The organism is Flagellimonas rhodophyticola (assembly GCF_049332665.1).
Classification (GTDB): domain Bacteria; phylum Bacteroidota; class Bacteroidia; order Flavobacteriales; family Flavobacteriaceae; genus Flagellimonas.
The window spans coordinates 364569-391127 of record NZ_CP186326.1; the positions used below are offsets into that span (position 1 = coordinate 364569).

Annotated in this window: 26 protein-coding genes and 1 tRNA gene; 6 read left to right on the plus strand and 21 right to left on the minus strand. The window is 38.5% G+C overall.

Features of this window, described 5'->3' with window-relative positions:
- Positions 1 to 65: 65 nt before the first annotated feature.
- Positions 66 to 410: a hypothetical protein gene (locus ACOKFG_RS01655; protein WP_299170624.1), complete on the plus strand. Its 345-nt coding sequence runs from the start codon at positions 66 to 68 to the stop codon at positions 408 to 410.
- Between the two features lie 331 nt (positions 411 to 741).
- Here the strand turns inward: ACOKFG_RS01655 and ACOKFG_RS01660 are convergent, their stop codons facing one another.
- From ACOKFG_RS01660 to ACOKFG_RS01720, 13 genes are all read right to left on the minus strand, one after another.
- The gene (locus ACOKFG_RS01660; RefSeq protein WP_422861747.1) at positions 742 to 1590 is read right to left on the minus strand and encodes a prohibitin family protein; all 849 of its coding nucleotides are present in this window, start codon (positions 1588 to 1590) and stop codon (positions 742 to 744) included.
- Between the two features lie 700 nt (positions 1591 to 2290).
- Complete coding sequence (locus tag ACOKFG_RS01665) at positions 2291 to 2857, minus strand: D-alanyl-D-alanine carboxypeptidase family protein (RefSeq protein ID WP_298792276.1); 567 nt, start codon at positions 2855 to 2857, stop codon at positions 2291 to 2293.
- Positions 2858 to 2942: 85 nt separating this feature from the next.
- Positions 2943 to 4028: an alanine/ornithine racemase family PLP-dependent enzyme gene (locus ACOKFG_RS01670; protein ID WP_298792278.1), complete on the minus strand. Its 1086-nt coding sequence runs from the start codon at positions 4026 to 4028 to the stop codon at positions 2943 to 2945.
- The gene (locus ACOKFG_RS01675) at positions 4025 to 5104 is read right to left on the minus strand and encodes a DUF1611 domain-containing protein (protein WP_298792280.1); all 1080 of its coding nucleotides are present in this window, start codon (positions 5102 to 5104) and stop codon (positions 4025 to 4027) included. The genes ACOKFG_RS01670 and ACOKFG_RS01675 overlap by 4 nt, the downstream gene beginning before the upstream one ends.
- Before the next feature lie 247 nt (positions 5105 to 5351).
- Positions 5352 to 5684: a cupin gene (locus tag ACOKFG_RS01680; protein ID WP_298792283.1), complete on the minus strand. Its 333-nt coding sequence runs from the start codon at positions 5682 to 5684 to the stop codon at positions 5352 to 5354.
- A 728-nt stretch (positions 5685 to 6412) separates the two neighbouring features.
- Entirely contained in the window at positions 6413 to 6973 is a 561-nt protein-coding gene (locus tag ACOKFG_RS01685) for a helix-turn-helix domain-containing protein (RefSeq protein ID WP_298792285.1), read from the minus strand.
- 286 nt (positions 6974 to 7259) lie between these two features.
- Complete coding sequence (locus tag ACOKFG_RS01690; protein WP_298792286.1) at positions 7260 to 8126, minus strand: sigma-70 family RNA polymerase sigma factor; 867 nt, start codon at positions 8124 to 8126, stop codon at positions 7260 to 7262.
- 16 nt (positions 8127 to 8142) lie between these two features.
- Positions 8143 to 8877 (minus strand): NYN domain-containing protein, encoded by a 735-nt coding sequence (locus ACOKFG_RS01695; protein ID WP_299487347.1) that lies wholly within the window; start codon positions 8875 to 8877, stop codon positions 8143 to 8145.
- A gap of 4 nt (positions 8878 to 8881) precedes the next feature.
- Positions 8882 to 9076 (minus strand): 30S ribosomal protein S21, encoded by a 195-nt coding sequence (locus tag ACOKFG_RS01700; protein ID WP_298792292.1) that lies wholly within the window; start codon positions 9074 to 9076, stop codon positions 8882 to 8884.
- Positions 9077 to 9842: 766 nt separating this feature from the next.
- Positions 9843 to 9914 (minus strand) — tRNA-Arg (locus ACOKFG_RS01705).
- Positions 9915 to 9954: 40 nt separating this feature from the next.
- Complete coding sequence (locus ACOKFG_RS01710; protein WP_298792294.1) at positions 9955 to 10341, minus strand: response regulator; 387 nt, start codon at positions 10339 to 10341, stop codon at positions 9955 to 9957.
- 93 nt (positions 10342 to 10434) lie between these two features.
- Positions 10435 to 10848, minus strand: coding sequence for a DUF6691 family protein (locus ACOKFG_RS01715; protein WP_298792296.1), 414 nt, complete (start codon positions 10846 to 10848; stop codon positions 10435 to 10437).
- Position 10849: 1 nt separating this feature from the next.
- Positions 10850 to 11407, minus strand: a complete 558-nt coding sequence (locus ACOKFG_RS01720) for a YeeE/YedE thiosulfate transporter family protein (RefSeq protein WP_298792298.1) — start codon at positions 11405 to 11407, stop codon at positions 10850 to 10852.
- Positions 11408 to 11501: 94 nt separating this feature from the next.
- On the opposite strand from ACOKFG_RS01720, the gene ACOKFG_RS01725 reads away from it, so the two are divergent.
- Positions 11502 to 12380: a sterol desaturase family protein gene (locus ACOKFG_RS01725; protein WP_298792300.1), complete on the plus strand. Its 879-nt coding sequence runs from the start codon at positions 11502 to 11504 to the stop codon at positions 12378 to 12380.
- On the opposite strand, the gene ACOKFG_RS01730 is transcribed toward ACOKFG_RS01725, so the two are convergent.
- The 5 genes from ACOKFG_RS01730 to ACOKFG_RS01750 form a co-directional block, all read right to left on the minus strand.
- The gene (locus ACOKFG_RS01730; RefSeq protein ID WP_298792302.1) at positions 12377 to 12748 is read right to left on the minus strand and encodes a rhodanese-like domain-containing protein; all 372 of its coding nucleotides are present in this window, start codon (positions 12746 to 12748) and stop codon (positions 12377 to 12379) included. The two genes, ACOKFG_RS01725 and ACOKFG_RS01730, sit on opposite strands and share 4 nt — an antisense overlap.
- The gene (locus ACOKFG_RS01735) at positions 12749 to 14158 is read right to left on the minus strand and encodes an MBL fold metallo-hydrolase (RefSeq protein WP_298792304.1); all 1410 of its coding nucleotides are present in this window, start codon (positions 14156 to 14158) and stop codon (positions 12749 to 12751) included. It abuts the gene before it with no gap.
- Positions 14159 to 14204: 46 nt separating this feature from the next.
- Positions 14205 to 15938 carry a SulP family inorganic anion transporter gene (locus ACOKFG_RS01740; RefSeq protein ID WP_422861748.1) on the minus strand — a complete coding sequence of 578 codons (1734 nt, stop codon included), beginning with the start codon at positions 15936 to 15938 and terminating at the stop codon, positions 14205 to 14207.
- 82 nt (positions 15939 to 16020) lie between these two features.
- Positions 16021 to 16908 carry a sugar phosphate nucleotidyltransferase gene (locus tag ACOKFG_RS01745; protein WP_422861749.1) on the minus strand — a complete coding sequence of 296 codons (888 nt, stop codon included), beginning with the start codon at positions 16906 to 16908 and terminating at the stop codon, positions 16021 to 16023.
- A 15-nt stretch (positions 16909 to 16923) separates the two neighbouring features.
- Positions 16924 to 18003, minus strand: a complete 1080-nt coding sequence (locus ACOKFG_RS01750; RefSeq protein WP_422861750.1) for a mevalonate kinase family protein — start codon at positions 18001 to 18003, stop codon at positions 16924 to 16926.
- Positions 18004 to 18127: 124 nt separating this feature from the next.
- Between ACOKFG_RS01750 and ACOKFG_RS01755 the strand changes: the two genes are divergently transcribed.
- Complete coding sequence (locus tag ACOKFG_RS01755; RefSeq protein WP_422861751.1) at positions 18128 to 19168, plus strand: substrate-binding domain-containing protein; 1041 nt, start codon at positions 18128 to 18130, stop codon at positions 19166 to 19168.
- A gap of 153 nt (positions 19169 to 19321) precedes the next feature.
- A complete protein-coding gene (locus tag ACOKFG_RS01760) occupies positions 19322 to 19852 on the plus strand; it encodes a hypothetical protein (RefSeq protein WP_422861752.1) in 531 nt (176 codons plus the stop codon).
- A gap of 82 nt (positions 19853 to 19934) precedes the next feature.
- Here the strand turns inward: ACOKFG_RS01760 and ACOKFG_RS01765 are convergent, their stop codons facing one another.
- The 3 genes from ACOKFG_RS01765 to ACOKFG_RS01775 form a co-directional block, all read right to left on the minus strand.
- Positions 19935 to 20420 (minus strand): hypothetical protein, encoded by a 486-nt coding sequence (locus tag ACOKFG_RS01765; protein ID WP_422861753.1) that lies wholly within the window; start codon positions 20418 to 20420, stop codon positions 19935 to 19937.
- An 89-nt stretch (positions 20421 to 20509) separates the two neighbouring features.
- Positions 20510 to 21874, minus strand: coding sequence for a DUF5689 domain-containing protein (locus ACOKFG_RS01770; RefSeq protein ID WP_422861754.1), 1365 nt, complete (start codon positions 21872 to 21874; stop codon positions 20510 to 20512).
- 31 nt (positions 21875 to 21905) lie between these two features.
- Complete coding sequence (locus ACOKFG_RS01775) at positions 21906 to 24635, minus strand: TonB-dependent receptor (protein ID WP_422861755.1); 2730 nt, start codon at positions 24633 to 24635, stop codon at positions 21906 to 21908.
- Between the two features lie 107 nt (positions 24636 to 24742).
- Between ACOKFG_RS01775 and ACOKFG_RS01780 the strand changes: the two genes are divergently transcribed.
- Both ACOKFG_RS01780 and ACOKFG_RS01785 read left to right on the plus strand, forming a co-directional pair.
- On the plus strand, positions 24743 to 25780 hold the full coding sequence (locus ACOKFG_RS01780; protein WP_422861756.1) for an endonuclease/exonuclease/phosphatase family protein: 1038 nt from the start codon (positions 24743 to 24745) through the stop codon (positions 25778 to 25780).
- Positions 25781 to 25913: 133 nt separating this feature from the next.
- On the plus strand, positions 25914 to 26498 hold the full coding sequence (locus ACOKFG_RS01785) for a hypothetical protein (protein WP_422861757.1): 585 nt from the start codon (positions 25914 to 25916) through the stop codon (positions 26496 to 26498).
- The last annotated feature ends 61 nt before the right edge of the window (positions 26499 to 26559 follow it).

Here is a 26559-nt window from a genome sequence, read left to right on the forward strand (position 1 = left end):
ATGACAAAGGAGTTCTTGAACCTAATTCGCAACAGTTAAACCACCTTTTAAACGACATTAAGATAATGATAAGAACAATGTTGGTTTTTATATCTCTGATTTCATTGGGCATTCCCCTTACCCAACAAACGAGCCAAATAAAAAAAATAGAAGGGGTCTTTCTTGGTCGTGTTGAGAATGGATACTCGTTTTGTGGCAAAGCAGTATTGGGTAAGGAAGAAATAGTTGTTTTCGACAAGGTACTGTCGGTTATACTTGAAAAGTATCCACTACATGAGGATAAATACATTGGAGAAAATTTTATCATCTCATTTATTGAAAGTGTAATGATTTGGGGAGACGGTGCGGAGGAAACATCCACCGTAATACGCTTACAAAAGCTTATACCAGGGCAACACCTTCAAGAGTGATCTTTCATCTTTATAGATAGCATTTTCGGTCCAATAAAGAGTGGATTCCTAGGGGGTTCATTTCTGAGGTAATCAATTCATACATTGAAAAGTATAAACTGCAGAATGGTCAAGAAAACTGAAATAAGAAGAGTGGTTAAACTGAAAGTGCCATTGAGCCAATTGTGTGCTAGTTTGCTCATAAGATTCATTGGAGGATCGGAATAATAATTGTACTGGTATCTTTCAATCATTTGGTGTCTGTAAAATCCCCTAACACTGCCAACAACCAAGTGAATTAAAACAAACATACCAATTATGGATTCTGTATTAAAATACCATGAAATTATTATCATTTGTTTTTAATTGCTTCACCTACTCCAATAAAAGGAATTGCTCCAGCACCCGTTACCTCCGGTAAAATTCCGTTCCATTTTTCTATGGCCTTAAGGTTTGCTTCTATCTTCCTGAGTTCGATAAGGTCCGGTGAAATATTCATTTTTTGTAACCGTAGTGCCTCTGCTTCAGCTGTCGCGGCTGCAATGGTTTGTTCCGCTTCTACCTTTATTCTGTCAAGGTCTCTTTTTGCCTTCAATGCGTTTTGTTCTGCAGTTTGTTTTGCCTCAATCGCATCGGTAAAGGTTTGGGAAAAGCTAAATGAGATAATCGAAAAAGCATCGACCGCAATGTTCGAAGCGAGCAACCTTGAAGTAAGTGCTTCTTGCATTTCGGTGCTAACAGCTGGTCTTTTGGTAATCAATTCTTCGGCAGTATATCTGGCCGATACCGCTTTCATTACCTCTTGAATTGCAGGGTCAATTATACGTTCCTTGAATTGTACACCTATGGTTTGATACACCAAGTTTGCCTTATCGGGTATGATATGATAATTGAGGGCCACGGATAAATCCACATCCTGCAAGTCGGAGGATGAAGAGGCAGCATCTGTCATCGCCTTTTGAATTTTTACGTCCATTAAAATGACGGTTTGTACTATTGGTATTTTAAAATGGATTCCTTCATTCAGCACTTTATCCTGTACAGCACCAAAATTCTGGACAACTCCTCGCTCACCTGCACCAACTTGAACCCATGGCCTAAATGACAACAGCAATACTACCAATACTGCTATGATAATCAGACTTCTCCATTGACCTTTTTTCAATACGTTTTTTATCTCACCCATAGGGTCATTATCCATAGTAATTCGGTTTAACCATAAAGATAGGACGTCCTGTACCCGAGCATTTTATACTAATTAAAGTCAATCTTGCATAAATCACATATCGCCAGAGAGAGATAAGATACCATTGGTCTAGGTTATGTTAATTTTAGAATTTATCGCCCCAGAAAAAAGATGATTCCAGGGAAAGGAAAGTATGGGGTCTTTAGCCTCTTGCGAAAGACTATACTTAATCTAAAATGTGTTTTAAGCTTATCCAAGGTGTTTTAAGAGTGGATAACTGCCACATGGGATTTATTGGCTTTCGAAGGGTGTTTTCAGTAGGCGAACTGGGTCAAAATTCTAGATGTTCAAATAGCTCGTAGCACTCATTCTATCTGTGTTGGTATCGTGTTAAACTTACCTTATTGATGTAACGCTTAGACTATCTTTGCGTCTTATAAGATGTGTAGATAAAGGTGTGTATTATGCCTATCACAAGCAAGTAATAGAGAAGGAATTATGAAGCAGACAAAGAAAGGGCCTCAAGACAACTATAGTAGTATTGACAGGCCATTGACCCGTCACGAGAGCTGGAAAAATCACCGGAGGCATACTGCCTTAAAACTAATACGGTTTTATTAAGAACCAGTAGTATTTAAAGGGGGGCTTTGGCCCTCTTTTTTGTTTCATCGTATAAAGTAATTATTATCGAGCGAACGTCTTTTGGTTCACACATCTAATTTACGGGTCCATAAATGGCATATTCCTTTTCTTTTTTAATGGCCCAAACAACATTACCATAATCAAAATGCCAATATTCTTTTATATCACATACAAAATCTTCTTCTTCAAACAGACCTATAAGCAAGGCCCTATTTTTTTTTGCTTCAAGACTAATACCTGGATGGTAAGGATAACATTTTTTTGAAAGATCAATCTCCAATCCCTTGTTGGTCCCAAAATCCATCACACAATCTTTAATTTTATCATATATTAAAGCATCCACAGCTCCACCTGTAGCATGCATTGACTTTGTTGGAGGAGCGATAAAGTAGCTGATGATCTTTTTAATATCTTCATCAGACCTTTCTGGGTATTTTTTTTTAAGGGAAGCAAATTTAGTCTCCCAAAGAAGACGTTGGTGTTCAAATGACCGCCAAGCAGAACGAATGATCAATATTTTATTTTGCCTATCCAATTGTTTACTGATCCTGTCTACTTTTCTAATGATATCTTCCCTGATGAGGTACTGATAGTCTTCCGAAATAGAAGGTTCAAGAATTAAATTAAGACTAGTTTTCATCAAACTCGTTAGAGGGGAATGATTTTCTCGAATCCAAATGGCGGGAACTAAAAGTTTATGCTGAAGGTCTTTTGTTTCGACCGCTTCACAGTATGCTTGCACATTCATATAGGCCGATTCTATTTTTTGTAATATGCGGAGAGTTAAACGCTCTTAATAATGCACTATAATTCAAGTTGAACGCTACAATATCACCCACTTTTAAACTTGTTTTGGAATTATCCATTAACATATGGTCACTACTAGCGCCCAGCACAGTTATATTTTGCTTTGGAGTGATTCCTGAAATAATAACGTCCTGCGTTCCAATCGCGAGAACGGCCCTATTCATCAAGCCTTTATTCTTAAAACCAGGAATATCGCCGTTCGCATTTTGATATACTTCTCCATAGGGTTGTGATGGTTTTAATTTTGCTTCGATGACCTCGGCCATTAAAGTAAAACTATCGGTAAAAAGTCCTGGTATCGGTTTTCTACGAAGTGCTTCCCTGCCTAAAAAAATAGATTCGCCCAACCGCAAGCTATTTATTCTGCCCTCGTCTTTTGAAGACGTAAACCAGTTGTAATTCGCAGAGTTTCCGCCGGACACCATTGCTAGGGTAATTTTGAATTTTTCTTCCAAACGGATTGCAATCGAAGATAACTCGTTCATTTTGTCTGCATCAGGACTTATTCCGCCAAAGCATGCGAGATTTGTTCCAATACCTATCAATGCCAGACCTTCTAAGTTGAGCACTTCTTTTACATATGCATTCATTTTCGAGGGCATGATTCCTTCACGAAGGTCCCCAAGTTCTACCATCAGGACAACCTTGTGTATGATATGGTTTCTTAAGGCATATTCCGAAAGTTTTTTTAGAACTGCCAATTCAGAATTTAGACTTATGTGCGCATGAATTACTACCTCTTCTACTTGGCTGAGCGCAGGTGTTCTTAATAACAGGTATTGTGCCCGTATACCAGCTTTGCGCATTTTTATGATATTCGAAATTCTAGAGTCTGCAAGAATTTCAATACCATTTTTGACTAAAACATCAGCAATCATTGGATCCCCTCCGATGACTTTGGTAACCCCTATTACATTGATTCCCTTAGTGCCATATAGTATTTTCAGCTGTTGTACATTGTGGGCAATCTTTCCTAAATCAATATCTATTCTGGGAAGATTCAAACCAACACCGACTCTCTTTTTAACTCTGGAAATGTTTTGATCAACTCCTTTATCAGTTTATCGCACCCATGTAGTAGTGCGTCTGTGACAGGTAAATTAAATTCTGATTCATATCGACCTATCATGTGATTCACTTCAACATGGGTCATGTTTTCATGGTTAATGGTTATTGCTATGACCGTTGATTTGGAGAATATCTCTATCATTTCAATCTCGTCCACCAAGTCCAACATTGGAATTTTAGGATAGTCACAATAACTTTTTCGTTTGGGAGGGTGTTGTATAATAATCGCATCTGGCATTGCCCCTCGAAGAATGGCACTTGAAGAAGTGAATGCTGGATGGCTTAAAGCTCCCTGGCCTTCCACAACAATGATATCTGGTTCTTCATGCTCATAAGCATCTAAGATGGCGTTTTCAACTTCTCCAGTGGCAAACCCCGATGTTAATACATCTATGGCCACTCCGTATTTGGAGCCCTGGAGCAAGCCTGTTTGACCAGTGGTCACAAAGACAGCGTTCAGACCTTCATTCCGCAATGCTTCTACTAATAGCAATGCTGTAGTTCTTTTGCCCACTGCACAGTCGGTACCCATTACCGTAATTATCGGAACCTTTACCTCTTGAATACGTCCTGAAAAATTATGGAGATTTTCACGTTTTGGTGGTTTTCTTACATCTTGTATGGTTACACCATATTTAAGCGCTACATTGGTATATTGAATGTTATCGTTAAAAAACTCGGGAAGACCATTAACGATGTTCATCCCACTTTTCATAGCGGTAAAAATGATTTCCTTTTGTTCCTTGTTCAAAAATGGATTGAGCGGAGCGATACCATAGATGAAATATTCAGGAATTGTGCTTAATTCTTCCAAAGCATGCTCAATATTTTCGAAAATGGGGATTCCATTGCTTACACCATCAAGATGTTCGCCTGCATCTTGTCCCGTCTTGGAACTATCTATAATTCCTACAATAGTGTACCTTTCCGATTGCCGAATAAGTCCATTGGCTACTTTACCATCTACACTCCCAAATTCATTCTCGCAATAAACCAATGTATCCGCTTTCATATTTCGTTGTCTTAAGTTTTCTGAATTAGTGGGATTGCATCACAAGATCTCAATTCACTATCAAAATAGACAAGTTCATTTGCCAAAGGGTCATTTTGAATGGTGCAGTAGTAAACTTTGCGTGCATACAATCTTACAATTAGAGATATTGAAGGCCTTACTTTGGCACAGACGACATCTCCTTTTTTGAATCTATTCTCCATTTTATCTTTCCTATAAGGTGATTTTTATTTTTAAAATAGATGACTTATTCACTTTTTATAGTGGTGCAGATCATTTTGAATTTATGATTCGCTTCAATTGAGCTTGTAGAGTGTCCTGGTATGAGTATCGAATCTCCCTTTTGCAAGAAAGTCGAGTTATCATTGATAACAACTTCAGCTTTGCCCTCTATGATATGAATAAATCTCATAAAAGGAGATTTCCCATAAGATTGCACTTTACCATAATCAAATACAAAGGCCTGTATGACACAGTTGGTATTAATTTCTATGTTTTTTACCACTATCGCATTGGAACTATATTGCAATACATCAACCAGATTAAACTTCTTGCATTCTTCAAATTCCCCTCTCTCCATAATCAAGTCGGCCGTTAATGTTCCACTACTCAGCCCTATTTTTGGCGTCCCGTTTTTCCTTTTTGGCAGCTTTCTTCTCTTTTGGGGTACTTGAAGGGGCTGTTTTTCCTGATTTCTTTCTTCCTTCTTTTTCTTTTGACATGGTAGATATTTTGTATTAGATATTGATTATTTTAATAAAACGGCCAATAGCAACATGGCCACTAGCAGAACAAACAATAGAGCACATTTTCTCATTGCTTTAGTTTTTTGTTGGTCATCAATCGATAGGAAATAGAAATGCAAAAGCGGTGGTTACGGGAAGCTCCTATTATCAACTACAGTTATTTGAGTAAAAAAGAGCAGTATTTTTTGGTTCCTGCTCTTTTTTGGGCTTCCAAATAATTTAAAAGCACATATCAACAAACAAAATCAAATTCTCTTTCTCTAATAGGATGTGGGCTATCTTCTGGTAATTACCCTAATTATTTTTTGATTTTGACTAAAATGGGTTTTAAGTTTTTTTCCCATTTATTCTCTACAACGGTTTGCGGACTTCCTTTATCAAATACCGATCTAAAGACATCTTCTAATTTTATGATAATAGTATAAATTGAATTGTTCTTTTCAAATAAATCCATTTACTCCCTGTGTTTTGAATACTAATTGATTGAAATTATGACAGTAGGTAAAGATGCGACAGAACCACGGGGTTTTTGCTATATAAATAGTTGCAAACCTTACATATATCACAGATTCTCCAAATTTTGCTGTCTTTTTCTCTTCATTTTTTTGAAAAAAGAAGGTGTGAGACCAGTGACTTTTTTAAATTGATTTGATAAATGGGATGGACTGCTGTAGTGAAGTTTATACGCAATTTCGGTTAGGTTGAGCTCATCATAGAGCAACAATTCTTTTACTTTTTCAATTTTATGTTTGATGATATAATGTTGTATGGTGATTCCTTTCACTTCAGAAAATGTGTTCGACAAATAGGTGTAGTCATATCCTAGTTTTCCGCTCAAATATCCAGAATAATTGGTTTTCGGAATTTCATCGGTATGATGAATCATTTCGATGATGGCCGTCTTTATCCGATCTATTAAGATGCTCTTGGTGTTGTCCAACAATTCAAGGCCCGATTTAAGAAGGTTTTGCCGGAACAGAATTCGTTTTTCTTGGGTTATATCCCCCATAATTTCAACCATTCCAAGATCTAAGACGGCATAGTTCAGGTCTAGTTTTTGCAGTTCTTGCCCTACCAATATTTTACAACGTTGACTAACCATATATTTAATGTATAATTTCACGTTTTTTGGATTAATCGTTTGGTAGCTCATTAAACAAGTGTTCATAAAAAACAATGAACTTTTATATCTTAAATCCTGGATAGTTAAAAGAGCTTTTCAACTTTAATTAGTGGATTCTGATATCTTCTTGGATATCAGCGATTAAAGTTGAAATTGTTTATTTTAAAGATAGTCAATAAATGGTGTTTTGCAGTATGAACCCATAGTCATTTTTTAACCCTTGGTACAACATGTAAAAGATATGGGAAGGTTAAAAATTGATAAGGCAACTATTCAGAAATAGCGCCTATTCCAAGTATTCCTTAAGGAAATCGCACTTGGAGGACTTCCTCAAACGGGACAATGCCCTAGTTTTGATCTGTCTTATCCGTTCTGTTGTAAGGTCTAGTTGGTAGGCTATTTGCTCCATTCTCATTGTATTGTTGGTTCCAATGCCATAATACTTTTTGATCACGTAAGCCTCACGATCTGAAAGCACATCGAGCAACCCCTCCAATTCTGTCCTTAATGAATCGTTAATAAGACCCGTTTCTGGGTTATTGGCATTGCCAGAACTTAAAACATCATAGAGGTTAAAGTCGTTACCCTCGGTATTCAATGTTTCATCCATTGACATGGGCCACATAGAATGTTTCATACACAGTTGAACCTCGGCAAGGGAAACATCAATTATTTCTGAGATTTCTTCAGCATATGGGAGGCGTTGATGGGTCTGTTCAAAATTGGAGGAAGCTTTGGTAATCTTATTGATCGCGTTTATTTTGTTCAATGGTAGTCTTACCATTCTTGTGGTTTCTGTCAATGCCTGAATTATGCCTTGTCGTATCCACCAAACGGCATAGGAAATGAATTTAAACCCCCGCGTTTCATCAAATCGTTTTGCAGCCCTAATCAATCCGAGATTTCCCTCATTTATTAAATCGAGCAATTTCATACCCCGGCCTTGATATTGTTTGGCGACAGATATAACGAATCTCAAATTGGAATTAACCAACTTTTCAAGGGCCACATTATCTCCTTTTCTTATTAGAATTGCCAATTCAACTTCTTCATCTTCCGTAATCATTGGGATACGGCCTACATCAACCAAGTATCTTTTAAGTGATTCACCTTCCCTATTGGTTACTTGTTTCGCTATTGATAGTGGCCTCATCGTATTTGGTGTTTAATCATGCTAAGCTTCTCACATAAATTAAATTTCCATTGCCTTTTGGATTGTTCCTTTGTCCAATTTCAATCTTTGTAATGGACTTCACCAATGGCGTAAGCTTTCGAAAACCATAGTTCCTTGGATCAAAATTGGGTTGTTTCTTTAATAAAAGTGCGCCTACTTCTCCCAGATATGCCCATCCCTCTTCATCCTCAACATCTGCAATGGTGGCCAATATTAGGTCAACGACCTTTGGTGTAATTCTATCAACCTTGTTCTTTTCATCTTTTGATGATACTGGAGAAGCCCCAACTTCAGTTTTTTGCAAGATTTCAAGATATATGAATTTGTCACAGGCAACAATAAAAGGATTTGGGGTTTTTCTCTCCCCAATACCGAAAACTGTCATCCCTGCTTCCCTTAAGCGTATGGCAAGTCTTGTAAAGTCACTATCACTGGAAACCAAGGTAAATCCATTTACCTTTCCTGAATAGAGAATATCCATGGCATCTATTATCATTGCGCTATCCGTGGCATTTTTTCCAGTGGTATACCCATACTGTTGTATAGGGGTGATTGCATATTTCAACAGCACATCTTTCCATTTTCCTAAGCTGGGTTTTGTCCAATCTCCATAGATTCTTTTAATGCCAGGCTTGCCATATTTAGCAATCTCCTCCAACATCTCTTTTACATATTTCGAGGGAATATTATCACCATCTATCAAGACAGCAAGGTTTAGGTCCTTGTCCATAGCATCAATCCTCCGCTAATCTCAAAAACTTTTCTCGATAGACCGCTCTAGCCACTTTATCCCTATGTAGTTTGGATTTTTTCTTGAACTCTCCAATATCTTTAATTCGTTTCAAACGTTGTGTTTTCTTAAACTTTCTTTTATACCTTTTCAGGGCTCTTTCAATATTCTCGCCAGGAGCTATTTTTGTTATAAGCATATCTATCAATTTTTATTTCGTTCAATTAAAAAACAGTTGTTCATACACAGGACCTATGAACACATAAAAGCACTTTTCTGGTAAAAAGTAGAGCAAAAGCAGTACAACGCCAGCCTTTACGGCATTTGGTTATGAATGTTGAAACTTTCAAAAAATAGCTTGGACCGGGCCCTTTGTGGTGATGGAGAGGGCTCTCTTTTTTATTTCAAGACTGGCTCAATTTTCGTGATAGTCTGCAAGGTTTAGTAAAGAAACGGATATTAATCGAATGAAGCGGTTTTAATTCCCTTTATTATATTTCGATTAAAACTTTAGCCTAGTAAAACGATAACAGGTACCATGATATCCTATATACTAAGGGGACGATAAAATCAACGTTTTTTGGGGCTCATAATATGTAGTGCTTTCACATTTTGAATTCAATTGTTTTTCCAAGTCTTAAACTATGTATTTGCAAATCGAACAGACCTTCCTCTCAATAACCTTCGCAGAAATCTAGTTGGTAGTCAGTATGGAAAGATTCAATATTTTGGAAATTGTTTGGATGAGTACACGATTGGTCAAAGTAACAGTGATAGCAAAAGTATGTCTGGCCATGTGAAAAGTTAAGTTCTTTTGGAGTATATGCAAAATAGGATAGAAAATGTTGAAAATTTGTGAACTGCAATCATTGGTTTCCAATGATGTCATTTGAGTTCGTAAAATCTTAAATGACTTAGAATCAATTAATTTTAATATAGTTGAAGTCCCTTCAAATGTTAAAAAGTAGCCCCGGCAAGAATCGAACTTGCATCTAAAGTTTAGGAAACTTCTATTCTATCCATTGAACTACGGGGCCATTCTAGAAAATGGAAAGCAAAAATATGTTTTTTTAAAAACTATTTGGCAAAAATGATTTCCAAACGATTTCTGGAAAGGGGTTTATCGATATGCCCAGAAACCAATTTGTGTTCTTTGGCAATGGTACGGTCCTTGGCGTTTGAAAAAGCAGAAAGTACGTAGACTTTAGGTAGCTCATGCTCTTTAAACAGGTTTTGTAGGTTTTCCAAAAAGGCCCAGCCGTCCATTCCATCCATTACCAAGTCCAGGAAAATGATATCTGGGAGGTCCTTTTGGTTTTCTACCAGACTAAGGCATGTAGATATACCCTCTTCACCACTGGCGCAGGTTAGAATGTTGAATTCTTCCTCGTATTGCTGTATACAGTATCGCGTAGCAAACTGCGATACCATATCATCATCGATTATACAAACGGTTCTTTGCACGTTCAAATCTTTACAAGCGGGTAAAGCTACTATCTTGGGCTTAAACGGCCAGTCAAATTCGTCGTCTCGTTCAAATATCCGGTCAAGACCTATTTAATGTGGTAATCTATGCTTTAGGATACCATAGACAAACGTTCCCAAAATTGCCGATATCAACACCACCGCTATGGGAAGAAATCCAGCTCCCAATAAGGTGAAAATTGGTCCCGGACATGCCCCTGCCAAAGCCCATCCCAATCCAAATAAGATACCTCCAAATAGATATCTTTTAACGCTTTTTTCTTTGGGAGGAATGTCGATTTGTTCTCCGTAAAAAGACTTGAGGTTGAATCTCTTGATGGATTGAATCAAAATAATGCCAAGCACCAAGGCCGAGCCTATAATACCATACATATGGAAGGAGTCGAACTGAAACATCTCATAGATTCGAAACCACGAAGCTGCCTCCGATTTGAACAATAAAATCCCGAAAAATATCCCTATCAATAAATGTATAAATGTTTTCATCTTAAAAAATCATTGGAAATAAAACATGAACCATGAACAGGCCTCCGATAAAAAACCCAATTACCGCAATTAACGAGGGTAATTGCAAATTGCTGAGTCCGGAAATGGCATGACCGGAGGTACAACCACCCGCATATCGCGCTCCAAAACCGACCAAAAATCCACCAACAATTAAACATATCAGGCCTTTAAAATTTGAAAAAACGGTATTTCCAAAGAGCTCTGTAGGCATATAGGCCGACCCAGCACTTTCTATTCCCAGGGTCTGCAACTTAGTAATAGTATCATCTGCTATAGCAACCGATGTTTCTGGTGATAGAAAATTTGCTGCGATAAATCCTCCGATAACTACTCCCACCACAACGATAAGATTCCAGCGCTGTGACTTCCAATCGAACCGAAAAAAGTCAGCGTGTTTTCCTGCACCACAAATGGTACAGAGCGTTCTTAGATTCGAAGACATCCCGAAACGTTTTCCTGTCATGATCAATATAAACATGACTAGGGCAATCAAAGGACCCGAAACGTACCAGGGCCAGGGTTGATATATCATTTCCATAGTGTAACTCTTGTTTTGATAAAATTAACCCTTTAAACAAAATACGGATACTTTACTGCTTATTTTTGGATGAAAATAGTTCTATCTTTCAATTATGAATGCATATGTAAATGCCCTTTTGGATGGCTTTGGAGGTGCTACCCGTTGGACCTGGAATTCCATATTGTTCGATGTGCCATGGTATACCAATTATTTCTGGGGACTCATTGCCATTTCACTACTGGTTTGGGGGTTGGAAATTCTTTTTCCATGGCGAAAAGAGCAGTCTATTTTTCGAAAGGACTTTTGGTTGGACGCATTTTATATGTTCTTCAATTTCTTCATTTTTGCCATTATTATCAGCGGTTTTTATAAGCTGCTCGAAGTACTTTTCCTAGACCTCGGCATTACTTCCAAAAGCTTGGCCGTTGTTGATCCGTCTTCTTGGCCACAGTGGGCGCAACTCATTGTATTCTTTATCGTGTTGGACTTTGTCCAGTGGTTCACCCATGTTTGTTTGCACAAATTTCCGGTTTTGTGGCAATTTCATAAAATCCATCACAGCGTTAAGGAAATGGGCTTCGCCGCCCATTTAAGATACCATTGGATGGAGAATATTCTGTATAAACCATTAAAGACATTGGGGGTTATGCTTTTAGGCGGTTTTGAACCAGAACAAGCCTACATTGTCCATTTTGCGGCTATCGCCATTGGGCACTTGAACCATGCGAACATTAAATTGACCTGGGGACCACTAAAATATCTACTGAACAATCCTGTGATGCATTTATACCATCATTCGTATACCTTGCCTGAAGGAAAGTATGGTGTCAACTTTGGCATTAGCCTGAGTTTGTGGGACTATCTGTTTAAGACCAATTATATTCCTGAGCAGAGTGGCACCATTCCACTTGGATTTCCAGGTGACCAATCGGTTCCAAAGGGTTTTTGGAGACAACTGATCTATGGGTTCAAGACAAAAAAAGGAGTCTAGTTTTCCCAAGAACCGTAACCGTCAGAATAGTCATAGATGGTCAAGAATCCCATTTCTTTGAGTTTTTCGGAAGCTTTTTTACTCCGTTTGCCCGCTTGGCAATAGATATAAATCGGTTTTTGCCTATCAAAGGAAGTTAGTCCTTTTCTAAAGCTGATAGTGTCCAGGACATTCACGTTCACAGCACCGTCAATATGTCCTTGATCATATTCCTCAGGTCTTCTAACATCTAATAGTTGAATGTCCTCATCCTCCAAAGCAGCCTTGAGTTCGGTCTTTGTAACTATGGTAACTTCAGGGGTCTTTTTTTCTCCACATCCCATGAAAATGAACAAGAAAAAAACGATGGATATATTCTGAAACCTCATCTATTTAAGTGTTGTTGGACAAACAAAATCGGTCACCGGAATGCCTGCTTCTTTAATGGCCTTGAATCCTCCGGCCACATCTACCAGATTATGTATTCCTCTACTTTTCAAAATTGAGGCAGCAATCATACTTCGATATCCCCCTGCACAATGCACATAGAAGGTTTCTTCTCCTGGAAATTCGGATAAGTGGTCATTGAGAAAATCCAATGGTGTGAGTTTGGCATCTTCAATATGCTCGGCACTATATTCCGATTCTTTTCTAACATCGAACACAGGGACCTTAGCCTCCAATTTTTCCTTAAGCACCTCGGCTTTAACGCTTTTTACGGTGTCCACCTCCTTACCAGCGGATTTCCAAGCGGCTATCCCACCATCCAAATAGCCCAATGTTCCATCGAACCCAACTCTGGACAGTCTAGTTATGGTTTCTTCTTCTTTCCCCTCAGGGGCTACCAAAAGAATAGGTTGTTCCACATCGGCGATCAAAGCTCCGACCCACGGTGCAAAACTGCCTCCCAATCCAATAAAAATGGATCTTGGGACATGTCCTTTGGAAAAATCGTCTTGGTGGCGAACATCCAGGACCACGGCCCCTGTTTCATTCGCAGCCGCTTCGAAAGCATCAGGAGATAATGCTTGGGTACCACGTTCCAGCACCGTATCTATATCTTCGTACCCTTCCTTATTCATTTTTACATTCAATGGGAAATACTGTGGCGGAGGTAAGAGTCCATCGGTAACTTCTTTAATAAACTCTTCCCTTGTCATATCAGCCCGGAGGGCGTAGTTTATTTTCTTTTGATTACCCAAAGTATCTACTGTCTCCTTCATCATATTCTTACCGCACGCGGATCCTGCTCCATGAGCTGGATACACGATGACATCATCAGCTAGAGGCATTATTTTATTTCGAAGACTGTCATATAATGTACCAGCCAATTCTTCTTGGGTCATGTCGGCCGCCTTCTGGGCTAAATCTGGTCTCCCTACATCTCCTAAAAAGAGGGTGTCCCCACTAAAAATAGCATAATCTTTTCCAGTTGAATCCTTCAAAAGAAAGGTGGTGCTTTCCATGGTGTGGCCTGGTGTATGCAAAATCTTAATCGTTATTTTGCCCAGTTTGAATTCTTGACCATCCTCAGCAATAATGGCATCGAAAGATGGATTAGCATTGGGACCGAAAATGATTGGAGCACCTGTTTCTTTTGATAAGGTAACATGTCCACTCACAAAATCGGCATGAAAATGGGTCTCGAAGATATATTTAATCTCGGCACCATCACCTTTGGCTCGTTTGATATATGGTTTTACTTCACGTAATGGGTCAATTATGGCCGCTTCGCCTTCACTTTCAATATAATAGGCTCCCTGGGCCAAGCATCCAGTATATATTTGTTCTATTCTCATCTACTCAAAATTTTTGGGTTCAACCACTGCAATCCAAAGGTCAAAGTTACAAATGCTTTGCTTTGGATTGTAATGATATTTTTTCTTGAATTTCATTTCTTTCTCTTTGATCTGTGCAATAAGCAACAGCCTCGAAAGTTCGCACAAAAAGGTTTTCCGTTCCAATGACATTTATCAGTCCACTACTATAAAAAATATCTCGGGTAGGTCCGATAGCTCCAGCCACAAAAAACCGTATGTCCTTGGCGTGCAAATCTTTTATCACCCGGTCCAGCATAACGGCCGCACTGCTATCTATGTAATTTATAGCCTCAGCATTCAAGATTACATATTTAAGTTGGTGCCCTTTTTGGTCGATATGCTCGTACAGTTCTTTTTTGAAGTAATCCTTATTTCCAAAATACAATTGGGCATCAAATCTGAAAATGAGCTTGTCCTCCTCTATCTCCACTTCCTGCGCAAAGCGTTGCACATTCTTAAAATAATCAGACCCTTTGATTCTTCCCAAAATTGCCATATGTGGGTGCGAAGTCCGGTATACCAATAAAAGCAAGGAGAGTAAAACTCCAAGTAAAATTCCTTCAATCAAACCAACGAAAAGTGTCAATATAAAAGTGGTGATCAATAGGAAGAACTCATCTTTTCTATGTTTAAAAAGGACTGTTGGGTATTTCACATCTATCAACCCAAAAACAGAAACAATTATTATCGCACCAAGTACGGCGGAGGGAAGATTATAAAAGAACGGGGTAAGAAACAATAAGGTTACTATGATAATCACAGCACTTATGATTAGACTTACACCTGTTTTAGCTCCGGCCTGATGATTTACAGCAGATCTTGAAAAACTCCCCGAAACGGGAAAGGATTGAAAAAATGACCCTAACAAATTGGATAAACCAAGCGCCCGTAATTCTTGATTGGCGTCAATTTCATATTCGGTATGTTTTTCTTCAACCGATTTTGCAATTGAAATGGATTCCATGTACCCAAAGAGTGCTATTGTTATTGCTATTGGCATCAATTGCCCGATACCTTCAATACTGAAGTTCGGTAGTAGAAATCCAGGAAGCCCACTAGGAATGTCTCCCACGACCTCGATTCCTTTAGTCTCTAATCTAAATACAATAACGGTAGCAATTCCCAGAATTACCAGTAAAAGCGGTGCGGGTATTTTTTTGCTTATTCTTCCAACCAAAAGTATCAATAAGATTGCAGCTACACCTATACCAAGTGTATATGGATTTATCTCATTTAGTTCGATAAAAATATTGGTTATTAGAGTGTATATTTTACTGGATTGTTGAAGTTCTATTCCCAATATATGTTTCAATTGGCCCAGCCCAATTAAAATTGCAGCTGCAGAAGTAAAACCGCTGATAACGGGTTTTGACAAGAAATTGACAAAAAAGCCCATTTTCAGGAACCCCAAAAGAAGTTGCAAACCCCCTATAATGAATGTTAGGAGCAAAACGGCAGAAATGTAATCTTGGATGTTGGAAAGTTGCAATGCTCCTATTCCGGCTGCAACCAAAAGTGAGTCCATAGCCACTGGTCCGACAGCAAGTTGTCTTGACGTTCCGGTAATCGCGTATATAAGCTGAGGCACCAAAGCTGCATAAAGCCCATAAATAGGCGGCATGCCAGCAATCATCGCATATGCCATACCTTGCGGTACCAACATAATCCCTAAAGTGACGCCTGCCGTTAGGTCACTGAACAAATAGGAACGGTCATATTCCTTTATCCATGAAAAAATTGGAAAAAGCTTTTTGAGCATTCAAAGTAACTTTATGTAAAAATAAGGTTCAAAATGGGGAATACGCTATCAAACTATCAAAACTTAAAAAGTTGATAGAAGATTAAAAATTCCAGTCCAATTTGGGATAGTGTTTCTTCAGATACTTTTTTACTTCTTGAATGTCTTCTTTGGAAGTGAGGTCAGGCACATGCTCGGAAAGTGGCAATCCTTCCATAGAGGCAGGGTTATCTTTGAGCATATTCATTAGGGCTGAAGGAAGTTCTTTTTCGTTTCTTACAGGGTGCACCGGACAATCTCTAAGATAGGGATACATGATTTCCCCATCAAACTTAAATATGTTCATGCTCACCCTTAACTTTCCAGAAGCATCCCTGTAATTTTCCACCTCAGTTTCTGATGGTTTCTCAACAATTGAGGTCAATTTGCTATTCATATCTAGTTCAACCAAGGCGAATCTGGCAATTCGTTCTGAAGAAAAACTAAGGGCATCCCTATTATATGCAATAAAGGCATGTAGTGATGTGCTTTCAGATAACAACCTTAACGCCTCCGTTGAATAGAGGTTGTCACTGTTACACACCACATAGCTAGTCGTGTTCAATTCGGGGAACTGTTCCACTGCTTGATAAAGGGCATCTGCCGTGCCAAAGGGTTTTTCGCGCCCTTCAGGAATGTGTTGAACAGCAAAAGATAGCTTCAACCCATGAAAGTCGTTGTCTTTGTCTTTATCTCCATAATAGGCTTTGAAAAGACTTCCATTTGCACCGATAACTATATAGACATTGGTGAACCCAGCTTTTTTGATATTGTACAGTACATAATCCATCATTGGACGGCCATCATTGCCTACACTGATCAAACTTTTGCTTCGCTGATTGGCTTCTTGAATCTCTTTTTCGGAAAGGTTTTTACCTTCTTTCGGCGGTTTCTTCATTCTAGATGATGCTCCACCAGCTAAAACCACTAAACTTGTTGTACGGTTGCCCATGTATCTTTAAGATTTTTATGCTATAATTCGAACGCCTTGATCTACGGAAACTGCATAGGCGTTGTCTGACCTAGCAGCCATCAATGCTTTGACAACTTTATCTTGTTCCCCATCCTTTGCCAACACCACTATACTTCCGCCTCTTCCCGATCCAACTATTTTAGCTCCAAGGGCTCCCGCCTCTAGAGCGGCATTGACCATATCATCTATTTTGGGAACCGTTAAATCCAGATAATCTTTAAGTATATGATGGTGCCTGTTCATCAATTTTCCGATTTCAACCAAATCCAATTCAGGTTTTCTGAATTCAAGAAGCGCTTTTTGAGTAATACTATGGTTGATGATAGCTGCGGAAAAGTAAATTTTCAACTCTTCGGAAATATGGTCCAGGTACTTAGGAATTTCCTCCTCCTTGGTCTTTTCCAATTCGAACTTTGGATATTTTTTCTTAACCTCATCGATTGCCATTCGTGCCTTGGTTTCTAGCTCGCCCAAAACTCCAGTGGTCTGTTTTGGAATTCCAGATTCTGCAACAATCAGCCCAGCTATCGGTTTGTCAAACAACTCATATGAAAGCTCATCCCCGGTTTCCAAATAAATTATATTGCCCATTCCAATGCTGTATTGATCCATCTTTCCACCAGGGTTGCCATGATAGGTCACTTCCGCCTCATAGGCGATCCGGGATAAAAGTTCATTGGTTGCTTCTTGATTGCATCCAAAAGCTTCAATTAAAAACCTGATCCATGCTAATAACAACGCACTTGAACTTGAAGTCCCAGCATTTATGGCAATATTACTGGTAATCTGAATATCGTAACCTGTATCGGGAACACATGCATATTGCTCCAACACCTTAAGTGCCGTAAGTAAGAAATCGCCTTGTTTGGGTTGACCATTATCCGCATCAATACTGAAAATCCTTTGGCGCCCTACATCCGGCATATTGACGACCAATTGATTATCCTTATTTTGTTCTCCAGTAAGGATCATATGTCTGTCAATTGCACAAGCAATTACCGGTAAACCCAAATAATCTTGGTGATCACCAAACAAACAAGTTCTTCCAGGTGCTTTGACTACAATTTTATTCATTCGAGGCTAAAATACGTCCAATCTTTAGCAATATTGTAAGACCGATGACTTTCAAATCGAGGCAAATATAATAAAAATGTTAACGTACACATTTTGAGATTCTCTTTTTATATCTTTGTAAGGCATGAAAAAAAGATATACCATAAAGGATATCGCCAATGCCGCAGGTGTCTCCATAGGAACTGTTGACAGAGTCCTTCACAATCGTGGTAAAGTGTCCCAAAAAGCTTTGGTCAATGTAAATACCGCATTGAAAGAATTTAATTATAAACCCAATCCTATTGCTAGAACGCTTAAAAACAACACGGTATATAGTATAAAAGTGTTTCTCCCCGATGCTTCGAAAGATCCTTTTTGGTTACCCGGTAAGCGTGGGATTGAAGAGGTAATCGATGAATATGCTGCTTTTGATATCGAAATTTCCCTTCATTACTATGATCCTACCAGATCTAAATCTTTTTTGGACATCGGATTTGGTCTTTTGGGTGAGCATATCGATGCCTTTCTTTTTGTTCCATTGTTTGAAAAGGAAAGTGCTCTTCTTTTGGATGAATTAAAGAATAGGAATATCCTGACTGGCACTTTCAACAGTTTTCATGATGGAACCATGGATTTTTATGTGGGTTTAGATCTTTTTATGACGGGTAGGGTTGCCGCCAAACTACTATCCGACACATTAAATGTACCCTCAAAGATCGCTATCGTACATATTGATGAGGAATCGGAAAATGCCGTCCATTTAAGGGAAAAAGAACGGGGTTTTAGACAATTTTTTGATGAAGTAACCGGCTTCGAGGTAATCACATCTACATTAGGAGTGAATGAATTTGAACAAAAGTTCGAATCTTTTATTGAACTTAATTCTGACGTAGCCGCGATATTTGTGTCTACCTCAAAAGCCTATAGGATTGTAGAATCGTTAAACAAAATTGGAGAATCCAGAACTATAGTGGGTTACGACCTTCTTGAAGAAAATGTAAAGGCTCTTCGAGCCGGTGATATCAAATTTTTGATTCATCAATCTCCCAAACTTCAAGCTTCACTAGGTTTGAAAGCATTGGTAGACAAATTTCTTCTGGGAAAACCTTTTTCCAAAGAAAATTTGTTGCCCATTCAAATTATCAATTCTGAGAATGTGTATAGCTACCGTTATTCTTTTGTTTAGTTATTGTACAAATCCCGTTTAGCATGATTCATTATTAAGCTTTCAGCGCAAGGCATTTTATTAATGGGTTTCCATTAACACTTATTGGCAATTCCTTTTTAAACCAGCAAAGGTTTATTCTTTAACTTTGACCCTATCTAAATACAGTACTATATGAAATTTGTTAGACCTCTAGTGTTAATTTGCTTGGTATTGGCAACCTCCGCAACATTTGCACAAAATAAGAAGGATAGAAAAATAATGAACGATGCCAAAAAAGCTAAAAAGACTCTTTTAAAGGCTGATTCGGGACTTGAACGATTCTTTGATAATTCGGCAGGTTATGTCATTTTTCCAAACGTAGGTAAAGGTGGATTTATAATCGGTGGTGCCTCGGGAAATGGGGTAGTTTATGAAGGAGGGACAAGCGTTGGAATGGCTGGCCTCAAAAAATTGAACATCGGATTACAAGCTGGTGGACAGGCTATTATTGAGGTGATTTTCTTTGAAACTTCAGTGGATTTGCAACGCTTTAAGGAAGGAAAGTTTGCTTTTGCCGCGGAAACCTCTGCCGTAGCTTTAAAATCAGGAATTGCTTTTAATGCAAAATATAAAGATGGTGTTGCAGTTTTTGCACTTCCTAAAGCTGGCCTAATGGCCGATGCTTCTGTGGGTGGTCAAAAATTCAGCTACAAGCCGTTTTAAGAGACTATTAGAATCCAAAAAAAGAATCCCAAGAAAGGACTGCCTTCTTGGGATTTTTCTTTTTATCTATATGCTATTTCTATCAGAATTGATAACGAATTCCCAATCCCAGGTCAAAGTCAAAATCACTGCCATAGCCTTCATCTCCAAAACCTATTTCCGGCCTGACATCCAAAGATAACAGCAATGGAATTTTAAAGTTGTATTCGATTCCGATGTCCCCGGCCAATAAAGCAAAGGTACTTGACCCCGCACCATCAACATCTACACTTCCAAATCCAGCACCTGCACCCACATACCAATGGAAAGACCGATCCAAGGGCATTACCCATTGATAAAGACCCACGGCCTTGAAAGCATCATAAGCGTCACCACTTCGAATCCCGAGGGCAAATTCCAACCTATTGTTATCGGAAAGTCCCAATTGATAACTGATTTCACCTCCCAGGGAATCAAAACCATCATCGTCACCAAGGCGAAGTCCTAATGCGTGTTTTGAAATTTGTTGGGCCTCGGCTTGAAAGACCAAAGCAAGTCCAAAAATCAGAGTTAATAGTACATGTTTCATAGTTATAGTTATTAAGTTACTGAAATAATTTACGTACATGTGGAGCTGATTGGATGTTTTGCTAATTGTAGTAAAGCCCAAAATTCCACTTATTCTCGTACACCTGGGGTATAATCTTCTGGTGCGTTTTGAGGTTGTTTTATGGTGCCTGAATCTCCGGTATCATTAAAAATTGTCCATTCCATAAAAGTGAAAACAGGATTCCCTTCAATAACCTCTGGACTCCGAATTGCCCTGCCATCTTCAAATTCATGATTGGTACCCGAGCCATCTTCACCGACCACTCCAAACGAATCAACTACAATCCCGAAAGGGTCTACCAATTCCAAATTGTCATCTCCATTGGAATCCGCCGGACTATTGGTAGATATACCCATGTCCGGCGGAAAACCATACACTAACTCAAATTCAGTAGCATTGGGAGATATAATCAAAGTGCTTTCGGCTTCCACAATAAATCCTGACAAATCAATTGATGAACTTATTTCAGATTTATCGTTGGTATATCGTCTTAGCGTCCATTTGTTAAGGTCTAAAGGTTCAGTAGCAGCGTTATATAATTCTACAAATCGAGCACCGGAATTATTATTCGGGTCTGCCAATTCAGAGATGAAAAATTGTGTTGAGGTAAATTCTGTAATGATTTCAGGGCAACGGTCATTCACAAAATTCATGTCCTCTTTATTTCGGATTACTAATTGGTAATTTTTGCCGTCTTTCTGCAAAACCCCTGTAACGGAACCATTTCCAGATGGTAAAATTTCCTTATAAAAATCAGAAAAACCGCTGTTCAACAATAGTACTTCGTTTTCCTCACAGTCTTTCAATCGCCATTCTGAGTCTTCTCCTTCAACTGCAAAAGGATTACCCAATTCTTCTTCCACAATTTCTAAACTGTCAATCTTAATCAAGGTATTTAAAGTAATGCTATCTAGTTCCGAAATAGATACTTCGGTTGGGCGCAATGCATCGATAGCATCGCAGGTCTTAAAAATATGTTGTCCTACTTTATGCGAGGGCAACCTTCCTACGGAGATGTTTCCAAAGGAAGAAAATGTCCCTCCCAGCTTTAGCGTTTCCTTACTTTTCCCCAGAAACAATCCTTTCAGCTTGATAAAAATTTTGCTCCCGACCTCATAAAAGAGATGCGATTCCCTCAAATCGATTTCCAATTGGATTCCAAAGTCCGGATTGACAGGTTTGTCTTGAACAAAAAGCACATTATAAAAATTCCCGTCTTTATCCGAAGAAATCACATAACCTTCAATTATTAAATCTTCCTGAACCTGTATGGTCTCTCCTTTGAAGTAGGTATCTAATTCCCAAAAACCAATATTTGCCTCTAAATCGGAACTGCAATCCTGTTTTGGAATGTCAAAATCTGAATTTTCAACACAGCTCAACATCATTGTTATCAAAATAAAAGCCCATCTTATCTTCCTATCAATTTGCATGTATTTGTTTTCTCTATTGGGGGTTATTTGGTTAAAAACTAACTGCTAGATTTAAAAAGTAAGTGCGCCCGAATCCATACCAATATTTGGGTCCAAACGAAGGTGTACCACTTAAATTATCCTTGTATAGTTGTCCGTAGTTCCCATTTCTTCCTTGCTCATAACCACCACTTCTGTAGACCTCATCGAATAGATTGTTCACACTAATAAATGCACTTACATATTTTTTGTTGAACAACCATGACTTTCCTCCTACCAAATTGAGCAAATAGAAATCGTCCAGTGGTCGTTGCTTTAGAATGGTCTGCAAATTTTCGTCAGTCGCTTCGGGAAAACGGTCTCCCGTTTCTGGGTCTATAAGAAAACTATTTGTCCGTCTAATAGCAGAAATATCGATATAGCTATTGGATAGATAATTGGAAGTAACTCCCATCCACCAATACTTTGGGCTTCTGTATTCCACACCAACTGCACAGGCTATTTGCGGTCCTTGGGCAAGTTTTAATCCTTTGAGCTTTGCAATTCCCAAGTCTTGAATTCCTTCAACATTAATAAGGTCTTCGTCGGCCGCTGCGGTGTCAAAATTTATCTGAACCGATGGATCGCTGGCAAACACATATTCACCAAAATTGCCAGCTAATGACATTTTTACACTTGATGAAAACTCATATTGCACCCCAAATTCTATCCCCTTATGAAGTTTATCCAATCCCGTGATTACCTCTTGAACAAAATCGGAGCCCAAACCAGAATCCACATAAAAAAAGTTGATATCCGTGGTATTCATAAATCGAGTATAGAAGGCGCTTATTCTACCTGTTAAATCTGGTAACCGAATGTGGTAATTGATGTCTACAGCGGTAACAGACTCATTTAAAATTTCTTGGACAACATCATTATTTTCTCTTGGATTAATAAATATATTTTGGACCGTAGGAGGTCTTTGCACAAACGCTCCTGCTATATTAAACCTGTGTCTTCCGGAAATGAAGTAGGTTACGCCAGTTTTAACCTTTACATTCGAAAAATCCACTGTTTCACTTTTTCCAAAGGAGTTATCCAAAAAGCGTTCGTTTTGAAACATACCATCCCTTTGAGCATTGAAATTGCCAATTGCCGCAGAAACAAATCCATTTATTTTATCATAATCAACCTTTAGCTGCCCAAACCCTTCCCATTCTGATACTTCTAGTAAATAATTGTAGTTAAACTGATCTCCCTCAAATTTTGTAAGGCCCCCGTTCAAATCGTTTTGCGTATTTGAAAATGTATCGATGTCCTCATGAAAATCACTCCCCAATAAATCCTGGATTTGTGCATAGTTTTCAGATTTCAATGTCTGATAATATGCTCCACCTCCAACTTTTATATGTTGACTAATATCAAAATTGAAACTACTCGAGAGCATAATTCTATTGTCTTTGGTTGCATCATCATAAAGTAAATAGGCAGCTTTTTGACCTGCATTTGCATCATATAAAGATTCCCAATCCATTTGTGGGCTAGCTAAAAACCCTTGCCTTGCAAGGTTTGCGTTGTTGAAGTCCGCCCCTATGGAACTGTTTATGTAAAAACTTGGCAAGTATCTATAATAGGTTGGGTCCGCGCTTGGCGCATTATAGTAACCGACCCTGCTTCGTGCAGTGGTTCCCAATTGGTATGCAATTCCTGTATTCCAATTCCAATTTTTAGATTTTAGATAATGGTTGAACAAAAACATGGGCTCAAAAACTTCACGCTCCCTCGTGTTTCTTGTTTTCCCATTTTGTTGCCCCCAATAGGGATTGTATTGGTTGCCCATTAACTCAAAAACCTCCTCGGTGAGGGCAGCTGAACGTCCTCTTCGGTTTTTTGCCAAAACGCTAGTAACAACCAAACTTTGGTTTGGATTTATTTCGTACTCCACCGCTCCGAAGAAAGAATAAGCATCATATAGCGTTCCCGCAACATATCCTGAGTCTGCCCATCTTCTGGAAGCAGAAACAGAATAGGAAATTCCATTATCTTTAACACCCGAATTGTAGGTGGTCATAATTCGACCTGCATAAGTGCGATTTGAAGCTGATCCAGACAACCGGATACCTGGCCTTAAACCTGAAGGTCTTGTATCAATATTTGTGTTCCCTAGAATACCTCCAAATGCTAGCGGATTCTGGTCAAGCGCATGGGTAAATTCTTGATTTCTGGTTACATCGTTAAGTCCGCCCCAATTATTCCATTGAGGTCTACCATTGAATAACTTATTCATTGGAATTCCATTCAGCATTACAAGTCCGTTACGTGAGTCATAACCTCTAACCCTAAAAAAGGCCTGTCCAAAATCAAATGCCGCCCGGCTCAAAAAAATATCGCGTGTTGCTTGCAACAAACCAGAGGACCCCGTGATCGTCTCACCGTCATTTGAAATGTCAGTTTCTGTTAACGTGATAAGGTTATCCGTTTTATCTAAGGTAAAATCTTGGTCTAGATAAATTTCACCCAAATTCAGTGCGTTATTTTCTAAAAAAATGGGAATCCGTTTTGACAGGTAGTCGGAACTCAGAACAATCAGTATCAGTTCTCCTTTTTGCTCGGTTTTAATGTTGAAAATACCATTGTCATCAGTAAAAAACTCCTTTGCCAAACCTTCAATTCGAAGAATAGCATTGCCTATTGGACCTTGGGTGGCTGCATCTTTTACTGCCCCCGAAATTATAATGCTCTGTTGCCCGTAATGTACTATTGGACAGCATAAAAGCACAAAGAACAAAGCTGTTCTCATAAGCTTGAACCGTAGGTTAATTAATAAGACTTTGGGGTTATTGGTTTTCTTTTTTTGTAAGAAAAGTGAACAATCTTACTTATTTTCGAGTAAAAATCCAAATCCGAATGAAATTTTTAACCTACTTCCTCGTGCTTTTCACGCTTCCCCTATTTGCGCAATCTTCCAAAAAGTATAAGCTTAGAACCGTTGCTTTTTATAATGTGGAGAACCTTTTTGATACAGTAAACGACTCCTTGGTCTTTGATGATGAACGCACCCCAGATGGTAGCTATCATTGGACCGAAACGAGATATCTTAAGAAAATTGAACGCATATCCGAAGTAATTGCAAAAATTGGAAAAGACACCTCTAAAACTTCTCCAGATATCATTGGACTCTGTGAATTGGAGAACAAAGGGGTAATACAAGATTTGATTCAACATTCAAATCTCAAACACATCGGGTACGGCATCGTTCACTATGATTCTCCTGACGAACGCGGAATAGATGTGGCCTTGCTTTATAAAAAAAATGTCTATCTGCCAACATCCTTTAATAGCCATCGGCTACTACTGTTCGATGATATGGGGAAGAGGAATTATACTCGCGATCAACTTGTTGTCGGGGGCATGTTGGACGATGAAGAATTTTATTTTTTGGTCAACCATTGGCCTTCTCGAAGAGGAGGCTCAGCCAAAAGTAGACCCAATCGTATTAGGGCCGCTTTGTTGAATAAACGTATAATTGATTCTGTTCAAAGATTAAATGCGGATGCAAAAATCATAAGCATGGGCGATTTTAATGATGACCCGCGAGACGACAGTTTTAAGAAGATTTTAAAGACGACTGGAAGCATCAAAAAGCTGGATAGTACGGCCCTCTTTAATCCCATGGAAAAACTTTATAAAAAAGGAGTCGGTTCCCTCGCTTATCGCGATAAATGGAACTTATTTGACCAATTTTTTATGACACAAAATCTTGTGGAAAAGAGTGAAAAGGATTTTACCTTCTGGAAAGCTGGAGTTTATGCACCATCCTATTTGAAAACCAAAGAGGGAAGATTCAAAGGGTACCCGCTTAGAACTTATTCAGGAGGTAGTTATACTGGAGGTTATAGCGACCACTTTCCGGTATATCTTTTTTTGATCAAGGAAATACAATGAGAATCTCAACTCTGAGGAGCTGGGATTTGTTATAATCAAATAAACAACGTTGGTTTTAATAAGTTTTACCCTAAATTTAACCGTATATAAGTATTTACATTCGAGTTGACTGTATTTGTTTAAAAGTGAGTTAATGAAATATCCATTTATTATACTCTTTCTCAGTATTTCAATCCAAGCGCAAAAGAAAAGTCCTGGAACAGTCTATTTAAGTGATGGTAGAATTTTAAATGGTCTTGTAGAGTTTTCCACTGTTGCTGCAGGCATACAAAAAAAGAACCCAAGAGTGTTTTATTGGGAAAAAGAAGATGCTAAAAAAAAGCAAACCTTCAGATCAGTAAAAGTCGACAGCGTATCCCTAAACAATGAAGTGACTATATACTCTATTCCAGTAGACAAGAAATGTAAAAAGTTATTCTTTAGAGTACTCATTAACGGAAAGTTTCCATTGGTATTTTTTAATATGGTTCATATTGGCGGACCACTTTCTGGTGTTTCTGGAGGTAGGGCTTCCGAATATTGGATTTGGAAAAAAGAAATGAATAAAGCTTTTCCAATGAAAACAACTTATAGTGACCACTCTATAAAATCTTATAAAGGTAAGGCTCGAGATTATATGTACGAATGTCCCAGTTTGGCAAAAGATTATAGCAATAAAGAGTTTAGAAAAATGGATGCTATAGAGCTTTATCGACTATATAACGATTGTGTGAAATAAAAGCGCAGCCGAGCCCTTTTCAAAAAACATCACTCGTTGCTAGTGGTAGTCCGGTGATTGT